24 protein-coding genes, 1 tRNA gene and 1 pseudogene are annotated in these 25,863 nt (G+C 53.7%); 10 read left to right on the forward strand and 16 right to left on the reverse strand.

Annotated elements, in window-relative coordinates:
* Positions 1 to 31 precede the first annotated feature (31 nt).
* Positions 32 to 1,849, forward strand: coding sequence for a translational GTPase TypA (gene typA / locus AAC636_RS07285; RefSeq protein ID WP_340300934.1), 1,818 nt, complete (start codon positions 32 to 34; stop codon positions 1,847 to 1,849).
* Positions 1,850 to 1,885: 36 nt separating this feature from the next.
* Here the strand turns inward: typA and cysE are convergent, their stop codons facing one another.
* Positions 1,886 to 2,701 (reverse strand): serine O-acetyltransferase, encoded by an 816-nt coding sequence (gene cysE, locus AAC636_RS07290; RefSeq protein WP_340300935.1) that lies wholly within the window; start codon positions 2,699 to 2,701, stop codon positions 1,886 to 1,888.
* A 402-nt stretch (positions 2,702 to 3,103) separates the two neighbouring features.
* On the opposite strand from cysE, the pseudogene AAC636_RS07295 reads away from it, so the two are divergent.
* A pseudogene (locus AAC636_RS07295) lies at positions 3,104 to 3,211 on the forward strand (V4R domain-containing protein); the annotation flags it as partial.
* Here the strand turns inward: AAC636_RS07295 and mltG are convergent.
* From mltG to fabD, 5 genes are all read right to left on the reverse strand, one after another.
* A complete protein-coding gene (mltG, locus tag AAC636_RS07300; RefSeq protein ID WP_340300936.1) occupies positions 3,208 to 4,374 on the reverse strand; it encodes an endolytic transglycosylase MltG in 1,167 nt (388 codons plus the stop codon). The pseudogene AAC636_RS07295 and the gene mltG sit on opposite strands and share 4 nt — an antisense overlap.
* A 3-nt stretch (positions 4,375 to 4,377) precedes the next feature.
* Positions 4,378 to 5,634, reverse strand: coding sequence for a beta-ketoacyl-ACP synthase II (gene fabF, locus AAC636_RS07305; protein WP_340300937.1), 1,257 nt, complete (start codon positions 5,632 to 5,634; stop codon positions 4,378 to 4,380).
* A gap of 189 nt (positions 5,635 to 5,823) precedes the next feature.
* Positions 5,824 to 6,057, reverse strand: coding sequence for an acyl carrier protein (locus AAC636_RS07310; protein WP_317654652.1), 234 nt, complete (start codon positions 6,055 to 6,057; stop codon positions 5,824 to 5,826).
* A 213-nt stretch (positions 6,058 to 6,270) separates the two neighbouring features.
* Entirely contained in the window at positions 6,271 to 7,008 is a 738-nt protein-coding gene (gene fabG / locus AAC636_RS07315) for a 3-oxoacyl-[acyl-carrier-protein] reductase (RefSeq protein ID WP_340300938.1), read from the reverse strand.
* 11 nt (positions 7,009 to 7,019) lie between these two features.
* Positions 7,020 to 7,952, reverse strand: coding sequence for an ACP S-malonyltransferase (gene fabD / locus AAC636_RS07320; protein WP_340300939.1), 933 nt, complete (start codon positions 7,950 to 7,952; stop codon positions 7,020 to 7,022).
* 247 nt (positions 7,953 to 8,199) lie between these two features.
* Between fabD and rpsF the strand changes: the two genes are divergently transcribed.
* From rpsF to rplI, 3 genes are read left to right on the forward strand one after another with little or no spacing between them, the layout of a single operon-like run.
* Positions 8,200 to 8,553: a 30S ribosomal protein S6 gene (rpsF, locus tag AAC636_RS07325; protein WP_340242711.1), complete on the forward strand. Its 354-nt coding sequence runs from the start codon at positions 8,200 to 8,202 to the stop codon at positions 8,551 to 8,553.
* A 20-nt stretch (positions 8,554 to 8,573) separates the two neighbouring features.
* On the forward strand, positions 8,574 to 8,801 hold the full coding sequence (gene rpsR / locus AAC636_RS07330) for a 30S ribosomal protein S18 (RefSeq protein ID WP_213675305.1): 228 nt from the start codon (positions 8,574 to 8,576) through the stop codon (positions 8,799 to 8,801).
* Between the two features lie 12 nt (positions 8,802 to 8,813).
* Positions 8,814 to 9,440: a 50S ribosomal protein L9 gene (gene rplI / locus AAC636_RS07335; protein ID WP_340300940.1), complete on the forward strand. Its 627-nt coding sequence runs from the start codon at positions 8,814 to 8,816 to the stop codon at positions 9,438 to 9,440.
* An 80-nt stretch (positions 9,441 to 9,520) separates the two neighbouring features.
* On the opposite strand, the gene AAC636_RS07340 is transcribed toward rplI, so the two are convergent.
* From AAC636_RS07340 to AAC636_RS07360, 5 genes are all read right to left on the reverse strand, one after another.
* Positions 9,521 to 10,411, reverse strand: coding sequence for a hypothetical protein (locus tag AAC636_RS07340; RefSeq protein WP_340300941.1), 891 nt, complete (start codon positions 10,409 to 10,411; stop codon positions 9,521 to 9,523).
* A 171-nt stretch (positions 10,412 to 10,582) separates the two neighbouring features.
* Positions 10,583 to 11,908: a trigger factor gene (gene tig / locus AAC636_RS07345; RefSeq protein ID WP_340300942.1), complete on the reverse strand. Its 1,326-nt coding sequence runs from the start codon at positions 11,906 to 11,908 to the stop codon at positions 10,583 to 10,585.
* Between the two features lie 141 nt (positions 11,909 to 12,049).
* Positions 12,050 to 12,907, reverse strand: a complete 858-nt coding sequence (locus AAC636_RS07350; protein WP_340300943.1) for an SMP-30/gluconolactonase/LRE family protein — start codon at positions 12,905 to 12,907, stop codon at positions 12,050 to 12,052.
* 9 nt (positions 12,908 to 12,916) lie between these two features.
* Positions 12,917 to 14,446, reverse strand: coding sequence for an aldehyde dehydrogenase (NADP(+)) (locus AAC636_RS07355; protein ID WP_340300944.1), 1,530 nt, complete (start codon positions 14,444 to 14,446; stop codon positions 12,917 to 12,919).
* A 339-nt stretch (positions 14,447 to 14,785) separates the two neighbouring features.
* Positions 14,786 to 15,952: a heparin lyase I family protein gene (locus AAC636_RS07360; RefSeq protein ID WP_340300945.1), complete on the reverse strand. Its 1,167-nt coding sequence runs from the start codon at positions 15,950 to 15,952 to the stop codon at positions 14,786 to 14,788.
* 231 nt (positions 15,953 to 16,183) lie between these two features.
* Here AAC636_RS07360 and AAC636_RS07365 point away from each other — a divergent pair, with 231 nt between their 5' ends.
* Together AAC636_RS07365 and AAC636_RS07370 are read left to right on the forward strand one after the other, a co-directional pair.
* A complete protein-coding gene (locus AAC636_RS07365; RefSeq protein ID WP_340300946.1) occupies positions 16,184 to 18,211 on the forward strand; it encodes a peptidoglycan-binding domain-containing protein in 2,028 nt (675 codons plus the stop codon).
* Between the two features lie 125 nt (positions 18,212 to 18,336).
* Positions 18,337 to 20,031, forward strand: a complete 1,695-nt coding sequence (locus AAC636_RS07370) for an FG-GAP-like repeat-containing protein (RefSeq protein ID WP_340300947.1) — start codon at positions 18,337 to 18,339, stop codon at positions 20,029 to 20,031.
* Positions 20,032 to 20,222: 191 nt separating this feature from the next.
* On the opposite strand, the gene AAC636_RS07375 is transcribed toward AAC636_RS07370, so the two are convergent.
* Positions 20,223 to 20,307 (reverse strand) — tRNA-Leu (locus AAC636_RS07375).
* 184 nt (positions 20,308 to 20,491) lie between these two features.
* On the opposite strand from AAC636_RS07375, the gene AAC636_RS07380 reads away from it, so the two are divergent.
* The 3 genes from AAC636_RS07380 (at position 20,492) to glnA (ending at position 22,965) form a co-directional block, all read left to right on the forward strand.
* A complete protein-coding gene (locus AAC636_RS07380; RefSeq protein ID WP_340300948.1) occupies positions 20,492 to 20,977 on the forward strand; it encodes a hypothetical protein in 486 nt (161 codons plus the stop codon).
* A gap of 165 nt (positions 20,978 to 21,142) precedes the next feature.
* On the forward strand, positions 21,143 to 21,481 hold the full coding sequence (locus tag AAC636_RS07385) for a P-II family nitrogen regulator (RefSeq protein WP_317654668.1): 339 nt from the start codon (positions 21,143 to 21,145) through the stop codon (positions 21,479 to 21,481).
* Positions 21,482 to 21,558: 77 nt separating this feature from the next.
* Positions 21,559 to 22,965, forward strand: coding sequence for a type I glutamate--ammonia ligase (glnA, locus tag AAC636_RS07390; RefSeq protein WP_340260642.1), 1,407 nt, complete (start codon positions 21,559 to 21,561; stop codon positions 22,963 to 22,965).
* 51 nt (positions 22,966 to 23,016) lie between these two features.
* Here the strand turns inward: glnA and AAC636_RS07395 are convergent, their stop codons facing one another.
* From AAC636_RS07395 to AAC636_RS07410, 4 genes are all read right to left on the reverse strand, one after another.
* On the reverse strand, positions 23,017 to 23,199 hold the full coding sequence (locus AAC636_RS07395; RefSeq protein WP_340300949.1) for a hypothetical protein: 183 nt from the start codon (positions 23,197 to 23,199) through the stop codon (positions 23,017 to 23,019).
* 80 nt (positions 23,200 to 23,279) lie between these two features.
* Positions 23,280 to 24,017 (reverse strand): SMC-Scp complex subunit ScpB, encoded by a 738-nt coding sequence (gene scpB / locus AAC636_RS07400; protein WP_340300950.1) that lies wholly within the window; start codon positions 24,015 to 24,017, stop codon positions 23,280 to 23,282.
* Complete coding sequence (locus tag AAC636_RS07405; protein ID WP_340300951.1) at positions 24,014 to 24,844, reverse strand: segregation and condensation protein A; 831 nt, start codon at positions 24,842 to 24,844, stop codon at positions 24,014 to 24,016. Before AAC636_RS07405 ends, scpB begins: the two co-directional genes overlap by 4 nt.
* On the reverse strand, positions 24,841 to 25,854 hold the full coding sequence (locus AAC636_RS07410; protein ID WP_340300952.1) for a glycoside hydrolase family 3 N-terminal domain-containing protein: 1,014 nt from the start codon (positions 25,852 to 25,854) through the stop codon (positions 24,841 to 24,843). The genes AAC636_RS07405 and AAC636_RS07410 overlap by 4 nt, the downstream gene beginning before the upstream one ends.
* Positions 25,855 to 25,863: the final 9 nt, after the last annotated feature.

Here is a 25,863-nt window from a genome sequence, read left to right on the forward strand (position 1 = left end):
AACTCTCCCCCTTTGCGGATAAGGAATTCCGATGGAACTGCGTAATATCGCGATTATCGCCCATGTCGACCATGGCAAAACAACCCTTGTTGATGAGCTGCTCAAGCAATCGGGCGCCTTCCGCGAGAACCAAGCCGTGGCTGAGCGCGCGATGGATAGCAATGACCTAGAGCGCGAGCGCGGGATCACTATTCTGGCGAAAGCCACCAGCGTGGAATGGAATGGCGCGCGCATTAATATTGTGGACACTCCAGGCCACGCCGATTTCGGCGGCGAGGTGGAGCGCATTTTGAGCATGGTGGATGGCGTGGTGTTGTTGGTGGATGCCGCCGAAGGGCCCATGCCGCAGACGAAATTCGTAACGTCCAAGGCACTGGCGCTAGGCCTGCGCCCCATTGTTGTGCTGAACAAGGTGGATAAACCAGATGCCGAGCCTGATCGCGCCTTGAACGAATGTTTTGATCTTTTTGCTTCGCTTGGGGCAAGTGATGAGCAGCTTGATTTCCCGCATCTCTATGCATCGGGGCGCTCTGGTTGGGCGGATACATCGCTGGAAGGGCCGCGCAAGGATTTGACGGCGCTGTTTGAACTGGTGATGCGCCATGTCCCTGCCCCGCGTCAGATTGCAGAACGCAGCGCGCCGTTTCGGATGCTGGCCACAACGCTTGGTTCTGACCCGTTTATTGGGCGCATCCTGACAGGGCGCGTTGAAAGCGGCACGCTAAAGCCAAATGAAACCGTTAAGGCGCTGTCGCGTGATGGCACCCAGATCGAAAGCTTTCGGGTAAGCAAAATCTTGGCCTTCCGCGGCTTAGGCCAGCAACCCATCGATGCAGCTGAAGCGGGGGATATTGTGACCCTTGCGGGTATGACCAAGGCCACTGTGGCAGATACAATTTGCGCGCCCCAAGTCACAGAGGCGATCCCTGCGCAACCGATTGATCCGCCTACGATTACCGTGACCTTCGGCATCAATGACAGCCCTGTTGCAGGCCGCGATGGCAAAAAGGTGCAAAGCCGTGTGATCCGTGAGCGTCTGATGAAAGAGGCGGAATCGAATGTGGCCATCAAGGTCACTGATACACCTGGCGGCGAGGCGTTTGAGGTCGCAGGGCGCGGCGAATTGCAGATGGGTGTCTTGGTCGAGAACATGCGCCGCGAGGGGTTTGAACTGTCGATTTCCCGCCCGCAAGTGTTGTTCCGTGAGGAAGGCGGTCAACGCCTAGAACCCATCGAAGAAGTGACTGTCGATGTGGATGATGAATATGCAGGGGCGGTGATTGAGAAAATCACGGGCCCGCGCAAGGGCGATCTGGTCGAGATGAAGCAGAATGGCGGCAAGACCCGTATTGTGGCACACGTGCCATCGCGTGGTTTGATCGGCTATCACGGGGAATTCTTGACCGATACGCGCGGCACAGGCGTGCTGAACCGCGTCTTTCACGAATGGGCGCCCCATAAAGGGCCAATCCCTGGTCGGCGCGCAGGCGTTTTGATCTCGATGGAAGATGGCGAGGCCGTGGCCTATGCCCTGTGGAACCTTGAAGAGCGTGGCCGCATGTTCATTGGCCCGCAGGAAAAGGTCTATCAAGGCATGATCATTGGCGAACATAGCCGCGATAATGATCTAGAAGTGAACCCGCTTAAGGGCAAGAAATTGACCAACGTGCGCGCCTCTGGCTCTGATGAGGCAGTGCGCCTGACCCCGCATGTTCAATTCAGCCTCGAAGAGGCCATCGCCTATGTCGATGATGATGAACTGGTTGAAGTGACGCCAAATTCGATCCGTTTGCGCAAGCGCTTCCTTGATCCGCACGAGCGTAAGCGCCAATCGCGCGCGGCAAGCTGATAAAGAAAAAAGCCCGCCATTTTGGCGGGCTTTTCCTTATTCGTTTTTGCCAGTCGGTAAAAGTTGATCCATGCTGATAGAGGGCTGTGCGCACCCTGCCTCGCCCACGACCTTTGCAGGCACCCCCGCTACTGTGGTGCAATCAGGCACCTCGTGCAGAACAACAGAACCAGCAGCAATGCGCGAGCAGTGACCAACACGGATATTGCCCAAAACTTTGGCGCCTGCGCCGATCAACACGCCATCCCCAATTTTGGGATGCCGATCTTCTTCCTCTTTGCCTGTGCCGCCTAAGGTCACCGAATGCAGCATCGACACATTGTCGCCGACCACGGCCGTTTCACCGATCACGATAGAATGCGCGTGGTCGATCATGATCCCCTGCCCGATCCGCGCATTGGGGTGGATATCCACGCCGAATAGCTCAGAGGTGCGCATTTGTATGAAATATGCAAAATCGCGCCGTCCCTGCTGCCACAGCCAATGACCCAAACGATAGGCCTGCACCGCTTGAAACCCTTTGAAATAGAGAAGCGGTTGGATGAAACGATGGCAAGCAGGGTCGCGATCTGTCACGGCAACAATATCCGCACGGGCCGCTGCCCCAAGAGATGGGTCGCTGCGATAGGCCTGGTCTGCAATCTCACGCAGGATTTGTTCACTCATCTCGCTTGAAGCTAGCTTATGCGACATCCGATAGGCCAATGCGGCCTCTAGCGATTTATGATGCAGCACGCAGCCATGGATCACACCACCTAGCAGAGGCTCGGCCACAATAGCCTCCTCCGCCTCGCGCAAAATACGATCCCATACAGGATCCAGCTTAGATGGTTTTGGGTGTGTTTGGGCCATATTCTGCCTCCATCACGTCAATTCAGACGACCGATATAGCAGGTATAGCATATTTGAAAACCCAATGCGCTTTCAAAGTTTGGGGCGGGTTAGACCCAATCGGGCAGGCTTAATTGAATATAATGCGCCACCAATCGCACCGTTCCACCTGAAAACACACGCCTTCTGCAGTCAGGCTAAGGGCAGCTGGTGACCAATAAACAAGCGGCGCTTGCGGCCCGTTTCCCCATGAATTGACACCCAAAGATATGCCTGATCCAAATCGCAAGGGGTCGTCTGCGACCCCAATCGCCCATGTGCTCAGCGTGCCCGTGAGCGTGGATGCGACCAATCCCGTGACCCCCAACCCGATGCTGCGTTCTGGGAAAATAGGGTCTGTTGTGCTAATGGCAGTGCGCGGTTTTTGAACGGCACTATCGCCGCCTCGTCAGTCCTGATGTCATCTGCCGTGAAACAGCTTGCGCTGCTGCAGGCGCTGACGCCTGCCGTTTCGTCCTGCGCCGCGGTTAATTTCCAGAATTGGCTCGTGCATCCGCCTCAATCTCGCGCCAGCGCGCGACATTTCCGTTATGCTCGGCCAATGTTTCAGCAAAGGCGTGACCGCCTGTGCCATCCGCCACGAAAAAGATGTAATTCGTGTCGTCAGGATTCAACGCCGCTTCAATAGAAGCGCGCCCTGGATTTGCAATCGGCGTTGGTGGCAGGCCGTCAATTTGATACGTGTTCCACGGGGTTACGCGGTCAAGTTCACTGCGCCGCAAGCCGCGCCCCAACACGCCTTGCCCCTCCGTGACGCCGTAGATCACAGTCGGGTCAGTCTGCAAACGCATTCCCTGCCGCAGACGATTGGTAAAGACACTGGCAACAACCCCGCGCTCTTCAGCCTGCCCCGTTTCTTTTTCGATGATTGAGGCCAAGATCAACGCCTCTTGCGGAGTGCTGATTGGCAGGTTCTCTGCACGATTGGCCCACGCCTCCATCAAAATGGCCTCTTGGCGGGCTTGCATCTGAACCAACAGCTCCGCCCGCGTCATGCCGCGCGTGGCCTCGTAGGTGTCTGGGGCCAACAACCCTTCGGCAGGGATCTCCGCTACCTCACCGGTTAGAAATTCTGCTGATTTCAACCCTTCAACAATCTGCCACGATGTCAAACCTTCTGGGATCGACACGCGATAGGCAATGCTTGCGCCGCTTTCGGTGATTTCGCTGTAAATTGTTGGGATTTCAGCATCATAGGCAAATTCAGCCAATTCAATAACTTCGCCCGTGCCAGGCACCCGCTCGACCAGACGCTGCTCGCCCGTGCCATCAATGCGCAGAACATAGGTTGCAACATAACGATAAACGGGGGCGGCATTTTGGGTGATGACCCCCAAAATCTCCTCCATAGAGGCGCGCGCAGGGATTTCAAAAGACCCTGCACGAATAGCGCCTGCCATGTCACTATATTCTGCGCCCAAACGAAAAATTGCAGGATGCGTCACAGCCCCCGCTTCGGCCAAACGCGCGGCCACTTGCGACAGGCCCGCACCGCGCGGCACCTCGAAAAAGATCGGCCCCTCAAGCGGCCCTTCCTTGGTAAATTCCCGCTGACCCCACCCGATCGCGCCAGCCACGGCGATACATAGCACAATCAGCAGGCTGAACGCATTCGCAGCCACGCTTTTCCACATATGTCAGACTTTCCCCATAATCAGACAGGCATTTGTCCCACCAAAGCCAAAGGAATTGCTCTGCACCACATTGATCTCGCCCTTCACAGCCTGATTGGCGCAAAGATTGATGGCCGTTTCTGCCGCAGGCGTATCAAGGTTAATTGTTGGGGGGACGATTTGGTCACGAATGGCCAAGATAGAGAAGATCGCCTCAATCGCGCCCGCTGCACCCAACAAATGCCCTGTTGCGGATTTTGTTGAGGACATCAGCAGATTTTTCGCATGATCCCCCATCAACCGCTCAACCGCGCCCAATTCAATGGTATCGGCCATAGTCGAGGTGCCATGCGCATTGACGTAATCCACATCTGACGGCGCTAGCCCTGCACGCTTTAGCGCGGCACGCATCGCGCGCTCGGCCCCTTCATGATCAGGCGGTGGGGCGGTGATGTGATGCGCATCGCCCGACAGGCCATAGCCTAAAATCTCCGCATAGATTTTTGCGCCGCGCGCTTTGGCGTGTTCATATTCCTCCAACACAACCACGCCAGCGCCTTCGCCCATGACGAACCCGTCACTGTCGCTATCCCATGGACGGCTGGCTTTTTGCGGCTCATCGCCCCGCTTGGTCGACAGCGCCTTGCACGCGTTAAAGCCCGCAATACCAATTTCACAAATCGGGCTTTCTGCACCGCCTGCAATCATCACATCCGCATCGCCCCATTGGATCAGACGCGCCGCGTCCCCAATGGCATGTGCGCCTGTGGAACAGGCCGTTACAACCGCATGGTTTGGCCCACGGAAGCCATATTTGATCGACACTTGCCCAGAGATCAGGTTGATAAGCGCACCTGGCACAAAGAAAGGCGATACGCGGCGCGGCCCTTTTTCCTTCAGCGTGATGGATGTTTCCGCAATCGAGGCCAAGCCACCAATGCCAGACCCAATCAAAACACCTGTGCGCTCAAGCGCATCGCGATCTTCGGGTTCCCATGCCGCGTCTTTGATGGCCTGCTCTGCCGCCGCAACGCCATAGAGGATGAATTCATCCACTTTGCGCTGTTCTTTCGGCTCCATGTAAAGATCAGGGTTAAAGGTTCCATCCGACCCATCGCCGCGCTTCACTTCGCAGGCATAGGTCGTTGCCAGATGGCTTGCGTCAAAGCGGGTGATGGTTCCCGCCCCTGATTGGCCCGCCAAAAGCCGCGACCATGTCTCCTCCACCCCTGTGGCCAGAGGTGTCACCAGTCCCAATCCTGTCACAACAACGCGCCGCATCTTCACTGCCCTTCTCTCGTTTCGCGAAAGCATGCACGTTGATAGCCTAGGGGTGCCAAGATGGGCAATCCCTCTCGCAGAAATCAGGCAGATTCCCTTGCCATTTTGGCACAAAAAAACGGCACCGCCGCAACGATGCCGTTTTCAAAACCTTTCCCTCAGCCACTAGGCGGACTGTGGGGGAATGACTTATTGCGCGTCGGTGATGAACTTGACCGCATCGCCGAAAGTCTGGATCGTTTCCGCCGCATCATCGGGGATCTCGATGCCAAATTCTTCCTCGAACGCCATTACCAACTCGACTGTATCGAGCGAATCCGCTCCCAGATCGTCAATGAAAGACGCGTTCTCAGTCACTTTGTCTTCATCTACGCTCAGATGCTCGACAACAATTTTCTTCACGCGACCTGCGATATCGCTCATGTTCTTTCCTCATCCTTTTCGTGCGTGGGTTTATCCCCTGCACTGTTTCACTGGGCCAATTTTGGCCGCTCAATCCCGATCCTAACCGACTCACACAGAGAAATGTCAGAACCAAAGCCGCCGAAAAGCAAAGCCTTTCGGTAAAAATCAGCGCCGCTATAGCATGTTTGCGAAATAAGGCAATGCCTCAATCCCACCATAACGGCACAACTGTTACAGCATCGCCATGCCGCCATTCACATGCAACGTGGCCCCTGTAACATATCCCGCTTCATTTGATGCCAGATACAGCACGGTTGCCGCGATCTCCTCGGGTGTTCCCATCCGCCCTGCAGGGATTTTGACATTGATGGCCGCTTTTTGATCATCATTCAGCTTATCTGTCATCGGTGTTGCAATGAAACCTGGCGCGACACAGTTCACAGTCACGCCACGGCTCGCCACCTCATAGGCAAGGCTTTTTGACATACCCACCATGCCCGCTTTCGCGGCTGCATAATTCCCCTGCCCTGGATTGCCCGTTGCCCCCACGATAGAGCTGATATTTATGATCCGACCCCAGCGCGATTTCATCATACCGCGCAACGCGCCGCGGCACAGCCGCATGGTTGAGGTCAGATTAACCTCCAACACCTGCGCCCATTCCTCGTCTGACATCCGCATGAACAGGTTATCGCGTGTGATGCCAGCATTATTGACCAAAATATCCATCGCACCCATGGCCTCGATGGCTTGTTTTGGCAGGGCTTCAACCGCCTCAGCATCGGACAAATTGCACGGCAGAACATGGCTGCGCTCACCCAGTTCAGCGGCGAGGGCCTCAAGCGGCTCAACCCGCGTTCCAGATAGGGCAACCACTGCCCCCGCGCTGTGCAACGCGCGCGCAATATCCGCACCAATCCCCCCAGATGCGCCCGTTACAAGCGCAGATTTTCCTGTCAAATCAAACATAAAGCCCGTCCTTATCCCTTAAGCGCGGCAATATCCGCGGCCGTTCCGATTGCTTTTGTCTCCATCTCGCTCGCAATGCGCTTGACCATCCCAGACAGCGCTTTGCCCGCGCCAATCTCCCACGCCTCGGTCACATCATTTTGCGCCATCCACATCACGGATTCGCGCCACCGCACGCGGCCTGTGACCTGCGTGATCAGATTGTCGCGGATCAGTGCGGGGTCATTGCTTGGCCCCGCCATCACGTTGCCGACCAATGGCACAACAGGCGCGTTTAACGTGACACTTGCCAACGCCTCCGCCATTACATCGGCCGCAGGTTGCATCAGCGCGCAATGAAAGGGGGCAGAGACAGGCAGCATCACAGCGCGCTTGGCCCCGCGTGCTTTGGCAAGCTCAACGGCGCGCTCTACCGCCGCCGCATGACCCGAAATCACAACTTGCGCGGGGTCATTGTCATTGGCCGCTTGGCAAACATCCCCTTCAGCCGCGTCAGAGGCCAAATCCGCCACCGTATCAAAATCTAGGCCCAAGATTGCGGCCATCGCGCCCTGCCCTGTTGGCGTAGCTTTTTGCATTGCATCGCCACGAATGCGCAACAACTTGGCCGTATCCGCCACCGACAGGCTACCTGCCGCACAAAGCGCGGAATATTCGCCCAAAGAATGCCCCGCCACAGAACTTGCGTGATCTTTAAGGGCAAACCCTTCGGCCTCAAGCGCGCGCACGGCGGCCATGGACGTTGCCATCAATGCAGGTTGCGCATTGGCGGTCAGGGTCAATTCGTCCTGATCCCCCTCCCAAATCAAATGCGACAGGTTTTGACCCAGTGCTTCATCCACCTCTTCAAAGACCGCGCGCGCCGCGGCATAGGTTTCAGCCAAATCACGGCCCATTCCAATGGTCTGCGCCCCTTGGCCCGGAAAGATAAAAGCACGGCTCATATTGCCTCTCCCACTTGTTTGTCTTGGGGCTATGGCTACAAGATATAGGGGGCAAGGGCAATTCATAACCGCAATTTTGCCCTGATTTTACGGCAAGCCCGCTACAGCTTGCACCCTGCCGTGATCTGTGTATAAGGCAGGCAACTTTCGCCTAATATAAATGCAACGGCGTGATCCCTCGTGACTGATGGGGCGAAAGTGGAACGCATCGGTCTTTGAAACGCGCCCGAACAGTATCGGAGTTCACATGCCCCTTTACGAGCATGTTATGATCTCGCGTCAGGACTTGTCCAACGCGCAAGCTGAAAGCTTGATCGAGCATTTCAGCACCGTCCTCAAGGACAATGGTGGTTCCGTGGTTGATGCCGAGTATTGGGGTATCAAGACCATGGCCTACAAAATCAATAAGAACCGCAAAGGCCATTATGCCTTCTTGCGCAGCGACGCCCCATCGGCCGCCGTGCATGAAATGGAGCGTTTGATGCGCTTGCATGATGACGTGATGCGCGTCTTGACCATCAAGGTTGACGCCCACGAAGAAGGCCCTTCGGTTCAAATGCAAAAACGCGAAGAACGCGGCGAACGCCGCGAGCGCCGTTAATTTAAGGGAAGGATAGAATCATGGCAGCAAAACCGTTTTTCCGCCGCCGCAAGTCCGACCCGTTTGACGGGGAAGACGCGCCAAAAATCGATTACAAAGATGTGCGCTTGCTTCAGCGTTACATCTCTGAGCGTGGCAAGATCGTGCCTGCACGTATCACTGCCGTATCCGCAAAAAACCAGCGCAAGCTGGCACAGGCCATCAAGCGCGCTCGTTTCCTCGCGCTGTTGCCCTATGCAGTGAAGTAAGGAGAAACCGATATGGATGTGATCCTTCTTGAACGCGTGGCCAAACTTGGCCAGATGGGCGATGTCGTTTCGGTAAAAGACGGCTATGCGCGCAACTATCTCTTGCCACAGCGCAAGGCGATGCGTGCAAATGACAACAACCTCAAGGCCTTCGAAGCGCAAAAAGCCCAGCTTGAAGCGCGCAACCTTGAGACAAAGAAAGAAGCCGAGGATTTGGCAGCCCGCTTGGGTGGTCAGCAATTCGTTGTGATCCGCTCGGCCTCTGATTCTGGTGCGCTTTACGGCTCTGTCACCACCCGTGACGCGGCTGATGCGGCCACCGATGCAGGGTTCAGCATTGATCGCAAGCAGGTTGCCCTGACCGCGCCGATCAAAGAGCTTGGCCTTCACGTTGTGTCTGTCGTTCTGCACCCTGAGGTAGATGTGACCATCACCCTCAACGTGGCACGTTCAACCGAAGAGGCAGAATTGCAAGCCTCTGGTAAGTCAATCCAAGAACTGGCCGCCGAAGAAGAAGCTGCAGCAGAATTCGAAATTGCAGAACTCTTTGACGATATCGGCGCAGCTCAGATGGACGATGACGAAGACGCCCCTGCACCTGCGGCAGAGGCAGCAGACGAAGGTGAAGAAAACGCATAGGCGTTTCTCAGACTGCAAACCAAAAGAAAACCGCGCCCCAAACAGGGCGCGGTTTTTTCTGTTTACCACCTTGGCTTGGATCAGTTCGTCCAAGTCTCCAATTCCAAATTAGCGGGGCAGCTTTGACCATTATATGTGCCAAGCCAAACATCAACACGCCCATTTAGCGCCGATGGCCCATAAACATTGATCAAAGGATCAAGGTTGCCATTGCTGTCATCATCAAACAGCCATGTACCATCTGCGGTATTGACCAACATCACGGTGTCGCAGCTCGCATTGACCTGCAATTCCAACCGATACCCCTGCATCTGGCTGAGGTTGAAGGAAAATTGCGGTGCAGGCGTGAACCAGCCATGACCAGGCAAACCACACCCAGAAATCTCGCCGCTGCCATAGGCCGATGCAGAGAAATTGGTGGGTGAGTATAGCTGCGGCCCGTTCAAATCATAGCTTGGCCCCGTCAGGCCGATGGTCGGACAATTGCCCGAATTGCTTGGCGCGGCGGTGCTCGCCGTCCATGTTTCAAATTCAATCGTAGCCGAACAATTTGACCCTAAGGTACCAACCCAGACATCGACCTGCCCATTCAGCGCATCGCTGCCCGAAATACGCAGCATCGGATCAAGATTGCCGTTGCTGTCATCGTCAAAATACCAAATGCCATTCGCTGAATTCACAAGTAGCGTAGCATCGCAACTGCTGTTCACTTGGATCTCAAAATCATACCCCTGCATTCCTGACAGGTTTAGCGTATATTGCGGGCTTGCCGAGACTGATCCTGCACCAGATATGCCGCAACTGCTGAGCATCGCCCCGCCCGTTGCCATGGTCGAATAGCTTTGCGGTGAATAGAGCTGATCCCCGGTAAAGCTCAGATAAGTGCCGCTTTTGGCAAAGGTTGGACAGGCGGCTGCCGTGACCACAGATGCAAACATCACGGCACAGGCTGATAGTAAAACGCGTAGCATGACTTCGTCCCTCATTTTTTTTGGTTTATCCCCAAGTCGCGAATGGCAGGCGCGACCCACATGTGCATTTCACCCGTCTTTAGCTTACGTCGAAATCCCCAAAACACCACAAAAAAAGCCCCCAATCTTCATTGGGGGCCTTTCGTAACGCTGTAATAAGTCTTCCGAAGATTACTCTTCGTCCAAGGCCTCAACAGCTTTTTCAAGCTTGGCTTTGGTGGTTTCAATATCCTTCACTTCAGCCTGCTCAAAGACATAGTCAACGACCTTATCCTCGAACAATGGTGCGCGAAGCTGCTGCTGCGCTTGCTGATTTTTCTGAATGAATTCAAAGAAGGCGCGCTCTTGACCAGGGTATTGACGCGCTTGGTTCATGACCGCTTGGGTAAACTCCGCATCGGTCACTTGAACCTCGTTCTTCTGACCCAATTCCGCCAAGAGCAAGCCCAACTTCACACGGCGCTCGGCCAGTTTTGTGTGCTCTTTGGTTGGTTTGATCTCACCATGATCATGGCCCTGATGCTCAGGGTTTTCTTCGTGCCAAAGCTGATGCGCGATCTGCGCGGCTTCTGCCTCGACAAGGCTTGGGGGCAGAGCAAACTTAACTTGCTTGTCCAACTGATCGAGTAAAGCGCGCTTGGTGATCTGGCGCGCGGCCCCTGCATATTCAGCCTGCAAACGCTCCGACACCTGACCCTTCAGGGCTTCAAGGCTTTCTGCGCCATATTTCTTGGCAAGCTCATCATCAAACGCCGCAGGAACGGGCTTTTTGACCTCTTTGATCGTGCAATCAAAGGTCGCTGCTTTCCCTGCCAGATGCTCAGCGCCGTATTCCTCAGGGAAGGTTACAGAAACCTGCTTTTCTTCGCCCGCTTTTACGCCGATCAACTGATCTTCGAACCCTGGGATGAAGCTATTCGAGCCCAAAACAAGTGGGTAATCTTCGGCGCTGCCGCCTTCAAAGGCCTCGCCATCGACCTTGCCTACGAAGTCAAAGACGACCTGATCATCTTTGGCGGCTTTACCCTTTTTGGTTTCGAAATTTTGGGCTGTCTCAGCCAGTTTCGCCAGTGTCTCGTCAATCTCTTTGTCTGATGCAGGAACAACCATGCGCTCAAGCTTCAGCTTCTTGTAATCCACATCAGGGATTTCTGGCAGACGCTCATAGGACATCGAGACGATGACATCATCGCCTTCTTTCCAATCCTCGTTCACTATCTTGACCTCAGGCTGCATCGCAGGGCGGTCGCCAGATGTTTCAAGGTGGTTTTGCATTGCGCTATCAACAGCGTCTTGCATCGCTTCGCCCATGACACGGGGGCCGAACTGCTTTTTCAAAAGCGCCATCGGCACTTTTCCCTTGCGAAAGCCTTTCATCTCAATCTCAGGCTGCGCTTCGGCCAGTTTCTCATTGACCTTGGCTTCGAGCTCCGCACCCGTGATGGTGATTTCATAGGCGCGCTTTAGGCCTTCGTTTAGGGTTTCCGTGACGTTCATCTGCTTTCCTCGCAATCGAAAACGGTGGTCACCCAAAGGCGACCCGCAAAAAGGGAATTTGCGCCTTACTATTGACAGGCAGGGGGGCGTTCAACCCCGAAATGCGGGCTAAGCGGCGCTTGGCCTCTGCATTCACATAAATTAGGGCAAAATAACCCGTGGTTCAGCCACTCCTTTGACCTCAAGCCGTGCATGATAAAGCAATCCTTGCGGCGCATCAGGCGCTTCCATCCCCTCCTGTGCGGAGGTGATGTAGAGGTCTTGAAGATCAGGCCCACCAAAGGCGGGGCAACTGGAATGCCGCCCGTCAAGCGTGACCACGCGCTCAAGCCTGCCATCCGGGGCATATCGCGCAACACGGCCCCTGCCCCATTGCGCATTCCAAACATAGCCTTCGGCATCCACCACAGACCCGTCAGGGTTCAAATCCTCCCGTCGCAGATCAAGAAAGACCGAAATTGGCCCATCGGGCCATCCATCGGAATTAAGGCCGACTTGCATAATCTGCTGATCTGGGGTCGAGCAGAAATAAGCGATCTTGCCATCAGGCGAAAAGCAAATCGAATTAGGTATGGTCACGGCGGCGAATAATTTACGCAACTCGCCCTTATAGTAGCGATAAATCGCTCCTGCCCCCTCTTCGAACTTCCTGCCCATCGTCCCGATCCAGAACCCGCCCTGATGATCCGCGCGGCCATCATTTGAGCGTGTCACGGGGTTATCTGCCTCAAGATCACACAATGGCGTGGCGGTGCCTGTGTCCAAATCAAACACAAACAGCGCGCGTTCAGAGGCGATGACGATACGGGTCTCATCGACCCATCCCGCCGCCGAAACCAAATCTGGAAACCCATATTCGCGCTGAGCGCCATCTTTCAGCGCAAACAGGGTTTTGTTCATGATATCGAACCACAGCAATTCGCCACGCAACGGATGCCACAAAGGCCCCTCACCTAGGAAATTTGGCTGTGTCGTTATCGCGCTTGCATGCACACCCATGATCCAACCTCACTTTGCCAATTCACTGGGCAACAGACCTTCAGGCATGTTTTGATAGCAAACAGGCCGCAAAAAGCGGCGGATCGCCAAAGAACCCACGGATGTCGCCCCAAAATTTGTAGACGCTGGATACGGCCCGCCATGCACCATTGCATCGCAGACTTCGACCCCAGTGGGGAAACCATTGGCCAAAACGCGGCCTGCTTTGCGCTCAAGGATCGGCAAGAACGCGCGGGCCTCTGCCAGATCGCCGTCATCCATATGCAACGTGCAGGTCAACTGCCCCTCAAGGCTGAGGGCAATTTCGCGCATCTGTTCAAGATCACGGGCGCGCACAACCATCCCCATTGGGCCAAACACCTCGTGACCAAGCGCGTCATTGGCCAACCAATCTGCACCGCTCACCTCGTAGAGATAGGGGGCTGCATCGCGGTTGTCGCACATGGTTCCCAAAACCTCACGCACCGCGTTTTGGGCGCCGATGGTTTTGACCCCATTGCGATAGGCCTCGGCAATGCCTGTGGTTAGCATCACTTGCGGCGCGGTTGCAGAAAGCGCATCGCTTGCGGCGGCCACGAATGCATCGGCCTCAGCCCCATCAATCACCACGGCGATCCCTGGATTGGTGCAAAACTGCCCCACGCCCATGGTCAGCGATCCCGCCCACGCCGTGCCAATCGCCGCGCCACGCGCGGCCATCGCGGCAGGCATCAAGAACATCGGGTTCACGCTGCCCAATTCGCCAAAAAATGGAATTGGGGTTGGGCGCGCTGCGCAAAGATCAAACAAGGCGCGCCCGCCTTTGAGCGATCCCGTAAAGCCAACCGCGCTGATCAATGGATGTTGCACAAGCGCGCCGCCCACCTCATAGGCCCCGCCATGAATCATGCTGAACACGCCCTCAGGCATTTCGCAGACGCGGATCGCGGCCAAGATAGCCTCAGCGATGATTTCAGCCGTTCCCGGGTGCGCCTCATGCGCCTTGACCACCACGGGGCAGCCTGCCGCCAAGGCGCTGGCCGTATCGCCCCCCGCCGTTGAAAAGGCGAGCGGGAAATTCGAAGCGCCAAACACGGCCACAGGGCCAACAGGCCGCTGCATCATGCGCAAATCAGGGCGCGGCAAGGGCGCGCGATCAGGCAGGGCTGCATCATGGCGCAAATCAAGATAGTCCTCTTTTAGGATATGCGCCGCAAACATCCGCAACTGGCCCGTGGTGCGACCGCGCTCCCCCTCAAGGCGCGCGGCAGGCAGGCCCGTTTCGCGGGTCCCAATATCGGTGATCATCTCGCCGCGCGATTCAATCTTATCCGCGATTTTGTTGAGAAATGCAGCGCGCGCTGCGCGGGATGTGGCGCTATAATTCCAAAATGAAGTTTCAGCGGCCTGAACAGCCTGATCCACCAAAGCCGTGCTGCCCTTTGAAACCGCGTGACCCTGACCATCCACAGGGGCCGATGTAAACTGCCCCTCCCCTGCACGCCAGTGGCCTGCAATCAAATGCTGTCCATGCGGGTGAAATTTTGGCTCAGATCCCATAACGCGCTCCCTTATCACTGGCGTTTGGCGCTATCGTTAAAGACCTGCACGCAATGCTGCAAGGGAGGGGCGTCAGGGTTTGCGGGAATTTGTCGCGCAAGCCTGACTTGAAATCAGATCAATCAACGCCCAAACGAGCCTTGTGACGGCGTCAATTTCAGTCATTCGTGCGAATAATGACTGACAAGGGAGTAAGTGATCTGACGCAAAAAATCGGACTGGCCGCAGCCTTGGCCTTTGCAGTTTCGGGCGGGGCAGCATGGGCAAGCGGTGATGCCGCTGCGGGTGAGCGCACGGGAGCAAACACGCAACGGCTGATAATAACATACTGATGTAATGTTATTGCAGCCTGTTACACTGGTTGCCTCGGCACAGCGTAGGACATGGACGATTTTCATATGGCTCAATACCGCAGCGCGTTATTTCCATTGCGCCATATATGCCTGGTACCGACTGAGCTGATGTCATGGCCCCGCAGTTTCCAATACCCAACTCCTCGCAGCTTGACCGGCGCATGACGTCTGCAAAGTAAATCGTTTCGTCTAATGGCTCACCCGATATTCGGAAACGGTAAAGGCCAAACTTAAAGCCAGCATAATCTCCGTCGCGGCTCACATCACCGGGCAGAACGCCCAAAAGTTCCTGATTGCGGAAAATGCGAGTTATCTCCTGACCCTCGCGCATATTTACCTGTAAAACGTAATCGTCCCAACGGTCATAATAGAGTGGCGGGTAGGTCATCACAGCGGTTAAACCCACATTGCCACACATCTCTGTTGTGTTGCCATTTTGATCTTCGGCTTCCCAGCAGAAAACCTCTTCTTCAGGAGCCTGGTATGTAAGATTTCCCCAGTGATTAACAAACGAGAAGGTTGGATACATTTGGACACCGCCCTCTCGGAACTTGATATCCCACGGAGAGTTTGAATGACCGCGCGCACCGAACGGAGTGGGGATATACATTGAAAACTTGTACCAATATTCAAACCCATCCCGCATTTCGCCATACTCAGGTATTTCTCTGACCTGAATGCGCTGCGCTCTTCCGTTAATATCATTTGGGTTCCAGTCCTCCGTTCCACCACCATCGGCATATCTCAAAGTAAAACGAGCGGCGGTACGTCCCTCAAACTCAACAACTTCAAGCCCATCTTCAGAAGCAATATTTTGTTCGTGAGTGCCAAATAATGCAGCAGTTTCCGCATCCATAATTGCTGCAATCGGGTTATTTGCTGCCGTTAAATCAGCCAATTCTGTTTCATCAAAAGTGCCGTCAAAAACTTGGTTATTTTGAGTGTAAAATGACTCCAAGGCCCTCTGGCTGTTCGGCCCCCAAGCACCATCAACAGCAATAGAGTAACCCAACTCGTTCAGTAAAGACTGGGCAATGCGGGCTGTATCGTTAGCCAAGGCAACCGATGGGAGCAATAAAGCGACCGCGCAGTATAATTTCAAACATCTAATCAAAAAAACCGGTCCTTCGTAAAATTTCACACTGCTTGTCATGAGCGTTAACCACATACAAATCTGTGTCAAGTTCCGCACTGAAACTAGCACAGCCACGCGCGTGTAGGACGCTCAACACGAACAGAGTTTGGCTAATTGACGATCTTAAACTGGCGTCTGCCACAAGATGGCAAAATTATTAGCTAAGCTAGTACAAATTAAATTTGTTGACACCTATGAGACTTCGTCAATTAGCTAGACCCAACCGTGTCTCGTTGCTGAAGCATTTCAATGAAAAATTTATTAATCAACTTGTTCACGTTGCTGGCGTTACTTTATCCCCTTCAGTCGAAAGCAGATGGGGTAGCACAACTCCAACAGGCTTTGGCAGATCTTGGATATCGCCCCGGGCCGGTTGACGGACAATATGGCCGTCAAACAGCTGATGCACTAGAGCAGTTTCTGCAGCGCGCAAATCTTCAATTCGATGGCAACCCAACGTCTGATTTAATTGAGTTCACCATTGATTTTCGGAACTACAGTGTAAGACCAACTGAGCTTCTTGCCTCACTGGTGACCCAAAGCGTCCATCCATTTTCTCTGTCCGACGATCAAGTTTGCGAAACGCTGAGAGTTTTACCATTGCGGGAAACATTTGAGGTCGCTCAATCGCGGGGATTAAACTGTGACCTGCGCATAAAGTTGAATTTAGACTTACCTAAAGCATATGATGGAATACTCGAGCTACGTGAATATTCACGAGCAAACAGTGTAGTTATACCTTCCATAAATTTAGATACTATTGAGCCAATATATTCAAATATAGCGGCCCCCAGACAATACTTTAACGAGCAATACCGCAATTTTTCTCAGACTGTTGAAAGTGCCACAAATGCCGCAGACGTGAACTTTTGCCGTCACTGGCTTCCCGAGCTGCAGGCGATCATGCCCGATCCGTCAAAAAATCTAGATGGAAGTGGCTCCTGGCTAGAGGGAAGCTTAGTTGATGCACAAGTAATATGCGCTGATGCCCTGCCTTTGCTTTACCTTTCTGCACTGTCCAATTCATCACAAGCCGAGCAGTCCTTGTTGTATTCCAAGCGCCTAGTAGAAACATGGGTTGAAACTGACGCGCCACAAAATCTCTATTTTGACACTAGAGGTGCAAATACTAATTTTATGTATATTTTAATTATAAACCAAGTAACAGCTGGCGTAGAATTATTGCACTCTGGATTTAACTGGGAACCAGAACAATATGAAAGCTACAAAAATTGGGCGATAAAGCGCGTTTTGCAGATTTTTCCATTCGAATTGCACAATCCCACAGCGGAGCGATTTTGTTCTCGGCCAACTAGCGGAGACATGTTTTCTGATGAATGTCAAAACGCTGCTGCGCTAGCTGCACAGGCAATGCTAAGGGTAGGAATACTCACTCAATCTGCCGAGCTAGTCGAGAATGCTTATTTGATATTTCACCGATATATGTCTGCAATCAGGCCTGATGGCAGCCCGGCGTTCGATAGCATGAGGGGCTGTTATGCTGCGGACTATGTCGCCTGGGCAGCCATGTTTTCGGATGGATTTTTATTTCAATGGTCAAGAATAAGCGAAATCGATTGGAGCCTGTCGGTTAACAATGGCGGCACGGTTGAAGATATGTTCAGCTACGCGCTGTCGGTGGTTCAAAACCCCAACTTAGTTAACAATTATGCGGGAACCAAAAGATTTGATGAGTGCTATGACGCAAGTGGAAACTTGCAACAAGTAAGATCGCCAAATCCACAAAATTCCTTCGCAACATATTTGTTTTACAACGAACCACAGCAATTTGCGGCGCTGCATGGTCAATGGCTAAGCCGAAACCAACTCACACGCTCCGGGGGGCCTTTGTATGACAATGTCTTACAGAATTCAGGTGCAACAATTTTGCGAGAAAACCAAACCGCTCACCCAATTGATCAAAATGATGAATGGAACGGGCGCTACGTCATCACATGGTCGTTATTCAATGAATTTTTGAATGATTATGAGACAACCGCAAGGGATATACTCGAGTTGGAAAATGGGCGCGGTGAAATTCAAGCAGGATGGCTAGTAGACGCGTCCATGGGGCCGTCAGAAGCATTTCGAGCCAATATGGCGGTGAGTTATGATTTAGAGGGCAACCTCAGCCTGGAAGGCTTCCTCGATTATTGGTGTTGTGACAGTCCCGAGGAATACGTTCAGATAATTGGAAATATTTCTGAAGGTGAGCTGTTTGATGGAGTGACGTCAGGTTCCAGGCGTTATCAAGTCAGCCTAGCAGAAGCACGATAGCAATGCGCGCGCGGGAGCAAACACGCAGCCACACGCGCAAAACGTTGGGCCACCATAATTTGACACAGGCTAAACTGTGATGCTTTAATCCAAAAATTATTCCAACATTGGGCGAGAGAAACGCGATGCCTATCTACACGCTCCATAGGCTTACTTTAGCCGCCTTTTTTTGTTCAATGGCGTCTGCATCGCATACACAAGATTTGTCCGCAGACTTCAGAGCCGACCGAGGACTTACACAGAATGTGCAATCGCAATTAAACAACCTCGGTTTCAACGCGGGTGTAGCTGATGGATTATGGGGTCGCCGAACTGAAGGCGCTATTGACGCTTTTTTCAATCAGTATGCAAATCCTGGCGAACAAAACTCTGTCCAAACATTGCTTGCCCTAATGCAGGAGGTTGAGGAAAGTTGGTTTGGTGACCCATTCTATGATCAAACTCAGCTTATCACTCCACCCAATACCTTAAACACGCGCAAAATATTTACGAGCGATATACGTGGCTCCAATTACGATTGCCCTGAATGCACAGGCGTCGTGTCAATGGTACTGGGGGCAGGCGATTTTGATAATGACAACATCGATGAAGTGATAGTGGGTCAACATATTATTGACCTTGCGAACAACGGTTTAGCCGTCGAGCAGAACTCTCGGCTCTTGATTTTGGACCTGTCTGATCAGCCGGGCGTAGTTACCGAGCTTGAGTTCGCAAATGGCCCCCATAACCTGGCCGGGGTACACGAAAGGGAAGCCGTGATAGCAGACTTCAACGGTGACGGAATAGACGACTTTTTTATCGCCGATCATGGTTTGGATCGAAATCCGTTTCCTGGCGCGCAAAACATGCTCGTACTATCCAGCCCTGTCGGCCCAATCGATGTCACCGCGACGAATATCCCTCAAATAGATGACATGTCTCACGGGGCTGATGGGGGCGATATTGATAATGACGGAGACATAGATATCGTCGTCTCCACGCATAGGTCTTCTAATCAGTACGAACCCTATGTGCTTCTGAATAATGGGCAGGGCGTTTTTGAAAAACGCGAACTCGCCGATTACATCACTAACCCGAACCTTATACATCTCTACCGAAACAGAGCATATAACCAATACTCAAGCTTACGGTTGATTGATCTAAACAATGACGATGCCCCTGAGTTACTTTTGCTTCGCTGTGACCAACAACAGGATGATGATAACGTAGTTAGTCACATCCTATGGAATGAAGGCAACGGAACTTTCAATGGCAGCACTCAAACCGATTTGCCCACCAATAGGTGGGATTACTACACCTTCACGAACGATGCTGACGGCATTGATTTAGATGGCAACGGCCTTGTAGACCTTATACTCACCCAATCCACTCGCGATGGAATGTGGCAAGGCCATTTCTTGCAAATCTTAATGCAAACAGACCCCGGTGTGTTTGTCGATCAAACTGCATCACGCATGTGGAACCAAGGATACAGAACGCCTCAGAACAACATTGCATTCGCTGATGAAACGGAGGTTATCGACTTAGATGGCGATGGAGATTTGGATTTAGTAACTCGCTCGCTCAATCCAGCTATGATGTCTTCCAATCTTGATGATGCGATAGCCCAAATAGCTATCAACATAGGAAATGGGGTTTTTCGTCCACTCAACCCTCGATGGGTTTCTGGCGGTAGAGATTACAACTTCCGCGGACCAATAGCAGGGAATTTTGGGCCGTCAGGTGAGCCAGCGGTAGTCAGCCACGATCTTCATGGCAGATACGATCAGCAACCGCATCAAACATGGGGGGCCAATTTCTACCTTCATACCCTCAGATAAATTCGGTCTAAATATGCATGTTGCAGGTCTAAGCTATTCAGACCAGCGGGAGCGATGCACGCGCGGGCGGGAGCAAATACACAGTCATGCGCGCGCGTGGGACGCGCAACAAAAAAGGTGGATAATAAGGTGGACGGCCTGCGTAAATAAATCACTAAGGCCATGATACGTATAATCATATTTTTATGATTTGGTGCGGGTGGAGGGACTTGAACCCCCACGCCTTGCGGCGCCAGAACCTAAATCTGGTGCGTCTACCAATTTCGCCACACCCGCAACGGCGCTGTCCTTAGCAGAGGCTTTTGCGGAGTGCGAGGGGGAAAATTACCCTTTTTGCAATTTCTCAGAGGCCGCATCGCCCCGCACCAAAGGCTGCGCCACAATTTCGCCTTATTTCTGATGTTACCTCACCACAGAGGCAAAAGCGGGCAAAGACCCGCGTAAAATGCGAGCAAAACACATGACAATTCCCGTCAGCCCTGCGCTGCTTATGGGGTTGCGCGATTTGGTGCAAAGCCCAAATGACGCAAAGCCCGCGCTTGAGACGCAGCTCATCATGGCAGATTTGCCCATTCTTACCCTTGAGGGGGCCTTGCCTGCAGAACATCTCTATGTGGGGGATCGTGTCATCACCAGTATTGGCGCCCTGCCCCTTCAGGCACTGATGCCTGTGCATATCGCCCAACCCCTGCGCGTGGTGCATCTTGAGGCCTATGCGCTTGGCTCTGACCAGACGCAGCCTTGTGATCTCTTTCCCAGTCAATTGTTGAAAACGCGCCTAGGTGACATGGCCTTTGCGCGGGATTTCATCGGGCAGCGGGGCGTCAAATACCGCGATCTGCCACAGGCGCGCTTGTTGGCCTTGCAATTTACGCGCGATGTCCAGATTTTTGCCAACGGGCTGATCCTACAGGCGGCCCGTTCGGTCGATCAGGCCGCAGCCTAAAGCCACAGTTTTCAAACTGATTAAATTTTGTGCGCAGCGCACAAATATGTTGCAAGTCCTCAAATTTCCCTTGAGAGAGAGCAGCGCGAGCGGGCAATCAGATTGCCCCGCCCCGCACAACATGGTGTCAGAAGGGCGCAATGCACGCAGGAAGGCGAGGGCCACATGAAAAAAATCGAAGCGATCATCAAACCATTCAAGCTTGATGAAGTGAAAGAAGCGCTTCAGGAAATCGGCATTCAAGGTTTGTCGGTGACCGAAGTCAAAGGGTTTGGCCGTCAAAAAGGTCATACAGAGCTTTATCGCGGCGCGGAATATGTGGTTGATTTCTTGCCTAAGGTGAAAATCGAAGTTGTTCTTTCCGATGATATGGTCGATGGCGCGATTGAGGCGATCATTGACGCGGCGAAGACCGATAAGATTGGGGACGGTAAGATTTTCGTCTCCACCATCGAGCAAGCGATCCGCATCCGCACAGGCGAGTCTGGTGAAGACGCGCTCTAAGGCATGAGGCCAAAATAGCCAGGGTCGCTTTGGCCCTATCTCACTCCCCAAAGACCAAAATGTAAGGGAAGGTCACGATGAGCAAAGACAAGGTTCTTAAACTGATCAAAGACGAAGACATCGCATATGTCGATATTCGTTTCACAGACCCGCGCGGCAAGATCCAGCACGTTACCGTGATGTCTGATCTGGTTGATGAAGATTTCCTTGATGAGGGCTTCATGTTTGACGGCTCCTCGATTTCTGGTTGGAAAGGCATCGAAGCCTCCGACATGAAATTGATGGTAGACACAGACAGCGCTTATATTGATCCGTTCTACGCAGAGAAAACCCTGTGCGTGCATTGTAACGTGGTTGAGCCTGACACGGGCGAGCCTTACGAGCGTGACCCACGCGGCACCGCCGTTAAGGCAGAGGCTTATCTGAAATCCACAGGTATTGGCGATGTGGCCTATTTCGGCCCAGAGGCCGAATTCTTCATCTTCGATGATGTGCGTTACTCGGTCGCCCCAAACAAAGTGGGCTACGAAATTGACGCGGTCGCAGCTGCATGGAACACCGATGCTGAGTTCGAGATGGGCAATATGGGCCATCGCGCGGGCCACAAGGGCGGCTACTTCCCTGTGAACCCAATTGATGAAGCCCAAGACCTGCGGTCTGAAATGCTGTCGACCATGAAATCCATCGGGATGAAAGTGGACAAGCATCACCACGAAGTGGCGACCTGTCAGCATGAATTGGGCCTGATTTTCGGGACATTGACCGAACAGGGCGACAACATCCTGAAATATAAATACATCATCCAGAACGTGGCCCATGCCTATGGCAAAACAGCCACCTTCATGCCCAAGCCTATGGCAGGCGATAACGGCACGGGGATGCACGTGAACATGTCGATCTGGAAAGATGGCAAGCCCTTGTTTGCAGGCGACAAATACGCGGATCTGTCAGATGAGGCGCTTTACTTCATCGGTGGCATCCTGAAGCACGCCAAAGCGTTGAACGCGTTCACCAACCCATCGACCAACAGCTATAAGCGTCTGATCCCCGGCTTCGAAGCCCCCGTTCTACGCGCTTATTCTGCACGGAACCGTTCGGGCTGCGTGCGTATTCCATGGACAGAAAGCCCCAAAGCCAAGCGCGTTGAAGCCCGCTTCCCTGATCCATCTGCAAACCCCTACTTGGCCTTCGCGGCCTTGTTGATGGCGGGTCTGGACGGCATTCAGAACAAAATCCACCCAGGTGAGCCTTCTGACAAAGATCTGTATGATCTGCCCCCAGAAGAATTGGCCGAAATCCCAACTGTTTGCGCATCCTTGCGCGAGGCATTGGAAGAGCTGGAAAAAGATCACGACTTCCTGCTCAAAGGCGATGTGTTCACGAAGGATCAAATCGATGCCTATGCCGCGCTTAAGTGGCAGGAGGTCTATGCCTTCGAACACACCCCACACCCTGTGGAATACAAGATGTATTTCTCCTGCTAAGCAGCAGAAATCGAACAAGAAAGGCGCAAGCATTGGTTGCGCCTTTTTTATTCAGAACCGCATGAACCGCCGCATAAGACCTGTAGTCTGGCGCAGACGGCGCTCAGTCGCACGGGCCTGTGCAGGATCACCCCCTGCACCTCGCCGCGCGACAGGGTCGGTTGCTTTATTCACCCCACGCCAAATTATCCGCCTCATCACCATGCGGATCAGTGCCGAAATAAGGTTGCTCATCTCACCCTCAATTGCAGCCCATAAAACAAGACCCGTAGAACGCGGGCCATGTGAGATGATACCAGGATATTGGGGCAAAATCAGGGCGCGTCATCCTCGAACAAGGCGCCATCCTCATCTGTGTCATCCATATCGAAGGGAAGACCGCCCTCCTCCTCCTCTGGGGCTTCTGCGCCCTCCTCGGACAGGTTCAAGCCGCGCGGGCGATTGTCGAGCAGCCCTGCATCGCGCAATTCCTTCACGCCCGGCAAATCGCGGGCAGATTCCAAACCGAAATGATCCAAAAACGCAGGCGTTACCACGAATGTGACGGGCCGCCCCGGCGTCATCTTGCGGCGGCCAAATTTGATCCATTCCATTTCAATCAATTGATCAATCGTGCCCCGATTGACGGACACGCCGCGGATTTCTTCAATCTCGGCGCGTGTCACAGGTTGATGATAGGCCACGATTGCCAAGGTTTCGATTGCCGCGCGCGACAGTTTCCGTGTCTCGACCGTTTCGCGGCTCATCAGAAAGCCCAGATCAGCACTGGTGCGCATCGCCCATGCATCCCCCACTTTTACCACATTCACACCGCGCCCCTCATAGCGACGGCGCAGCAGTTGCAAGGCTTCAGCAGGATCACAACCATGCGGGAGACGTGCTTCCATCTCGCGGATTGAGACAGGCTCGGCACTAGCAAAAAGCAATGCCTCAATCATGCGTTCCTGTTCTGCCAAAGGGGGCGCTTGAAACAGGCTCTTCTCAGGCGTGCTTGAGTGTGCTTCAGCAGGTGTTTCGGGGGAAGTTTCAGGTGTATCCGCCACGCCGCTCATCTTTCATCATCCCTTCGTTTCAGTTCAATTGGCGCGAATGTTTCCGCTTGGCGAATGACCAATTTTCCCGCCTTTACCAATTCCAAACTCGCCGCAAATGTGGCCGCGGTGGCAGAGCGGCGTTTTTTTGGATCCATGCCCCACCCATCGGGCAGATAGGTCAAGATATCCGTCCACTCGCCCGCATATCCGATCAGGCCGCGCATCCGCTCTAGGGCTTGCTCCATTGTAAAGACGCTATCGCGATCCATGACAAAGGGGCGAAAATCATCACGGGTTCTTATCCGCGCATAACCTTGCATCAAATCAAGAAGGTTTGCGGTATATTTGACCTTGCGTGCATGGGTAACGGCCTCGGGAATGCCACGCACGAAACGATCCCGTCCCAAACGATCCCGCGCCATCAACCTGGCCGCGCATTCGCGCATGGCGCTCAAACGCTCCAATTGGAAGGCCAAATGCGCCGCCAATTCTTCGCCTGATGGGCCCTCTTCTTCGGGATCAGGCGGCAATAAGAGCCGCGATTTGAGATAGGCCAACCACGCGGCCATAACCAAGTAATCCGCTGCCAATTCAATCCGTAATTTGCGCGCTTCTTCCACGAAGGCCAAATATTGTTCGGCCAATCGCAAAACCGATATTTTGCGCAAATCCACCTTTTGCGTGCGCGACAATGTCAGCAATAGGTCAAGCGGCCCTTCAAACCCATCGACATCGACAATCAACGCCTCTGCCGCGCGGCGTTCGGCCACGCTATCCCATTCACCAGGATCGGCGAGAAGATTGTCATTTGCCGCCTCAGGGGGCAGCGCAGGTGTATCGCTCATATTGGGCCTTTTTCGCTTAGGCTGCGAAGTTCGGCATCTATCGCATATAAGTCAAGCGATGTCGCGGATTTGCGGGCCAAAAGTGCCGCCTGCGCGCGTTTTGCCGCGATCCCATCCAACTGACCAGAATGGGCAACGACCTCCTCCATTTCAGGAAGCTTGCCATTGCAATGCAAAATCACATCACAGCCCGCCGCGCGGGCCTGTGTGCTGCGTTCTGCCAAACTGCCGCCAAGCGCCCCCATCGAGATATCATCGGTCATCATCAACCCTTGATACCCAATATCCTCGCGGATCATCCGCATCAGAACAGGGGACAGGGTTGCAGGCAGGTCGGGGTCAAGTGCCTCATATATGATATGCGCGCTCATCCCCATTGGCAGATCAATCAGGGGCCGAAAGGCCGCGAAATCAACCGCCTCCAATTCACTGCGCGGGGCACTGACACGGGGGCAGCTTAGATGGCTATCCACCTGACCAAGCCCATATCCGGGCAGATGTTTCAAAATCGGGGCAACGCCCGCATCCATCAACCCTTGGGCATAGGCACGGGCAAAGGTTGCAACTGTGTCAGGCTCAAACCCGTAAAGGCGATTTTTTAACACCGCATGAGTTTCAGGACGCGCGACATCCGCCAAAGGCGCGCAATTAACGTCAAGCCCCAAGGCACGCATCTCAAGCCCGATATAGGCCGCGCGCAAATATAAGGCGCGCGCAGCCGAGTGCGGGTCACGGCCTGCGATCATATCAAGGGACGGCGTCCAGTGCCGCCAATGCGGTGGCCCCATGCGCTGCACACGCCCGCCCTCTTGGTCAATCAAAATGGGCGCATCCCACCCAACACAATCGCGCAAGCTACCGGTTAAGGCCCGCAGTTGGTCGGGGGTATCGATGTTGCGCGCAAAAAGAATAAATCCCCAAGGGTTGGCCCCGCGAAAAAACTGCGCCTCATCCGCCGACAAACTTAGGCCCTGCAGGCCAAGGATTGTGGCAGAATAAGGGATAGACATAGCCCTGCT

This window comes from Roseobacter sp. HKCCD5988 (assembly GCF_037830355.1).
GTDB lineage: Bacteria > Pseudomonadota > Alphaproteobacteria > Rhodobacterales > Rhodobacteraceae > M30B80.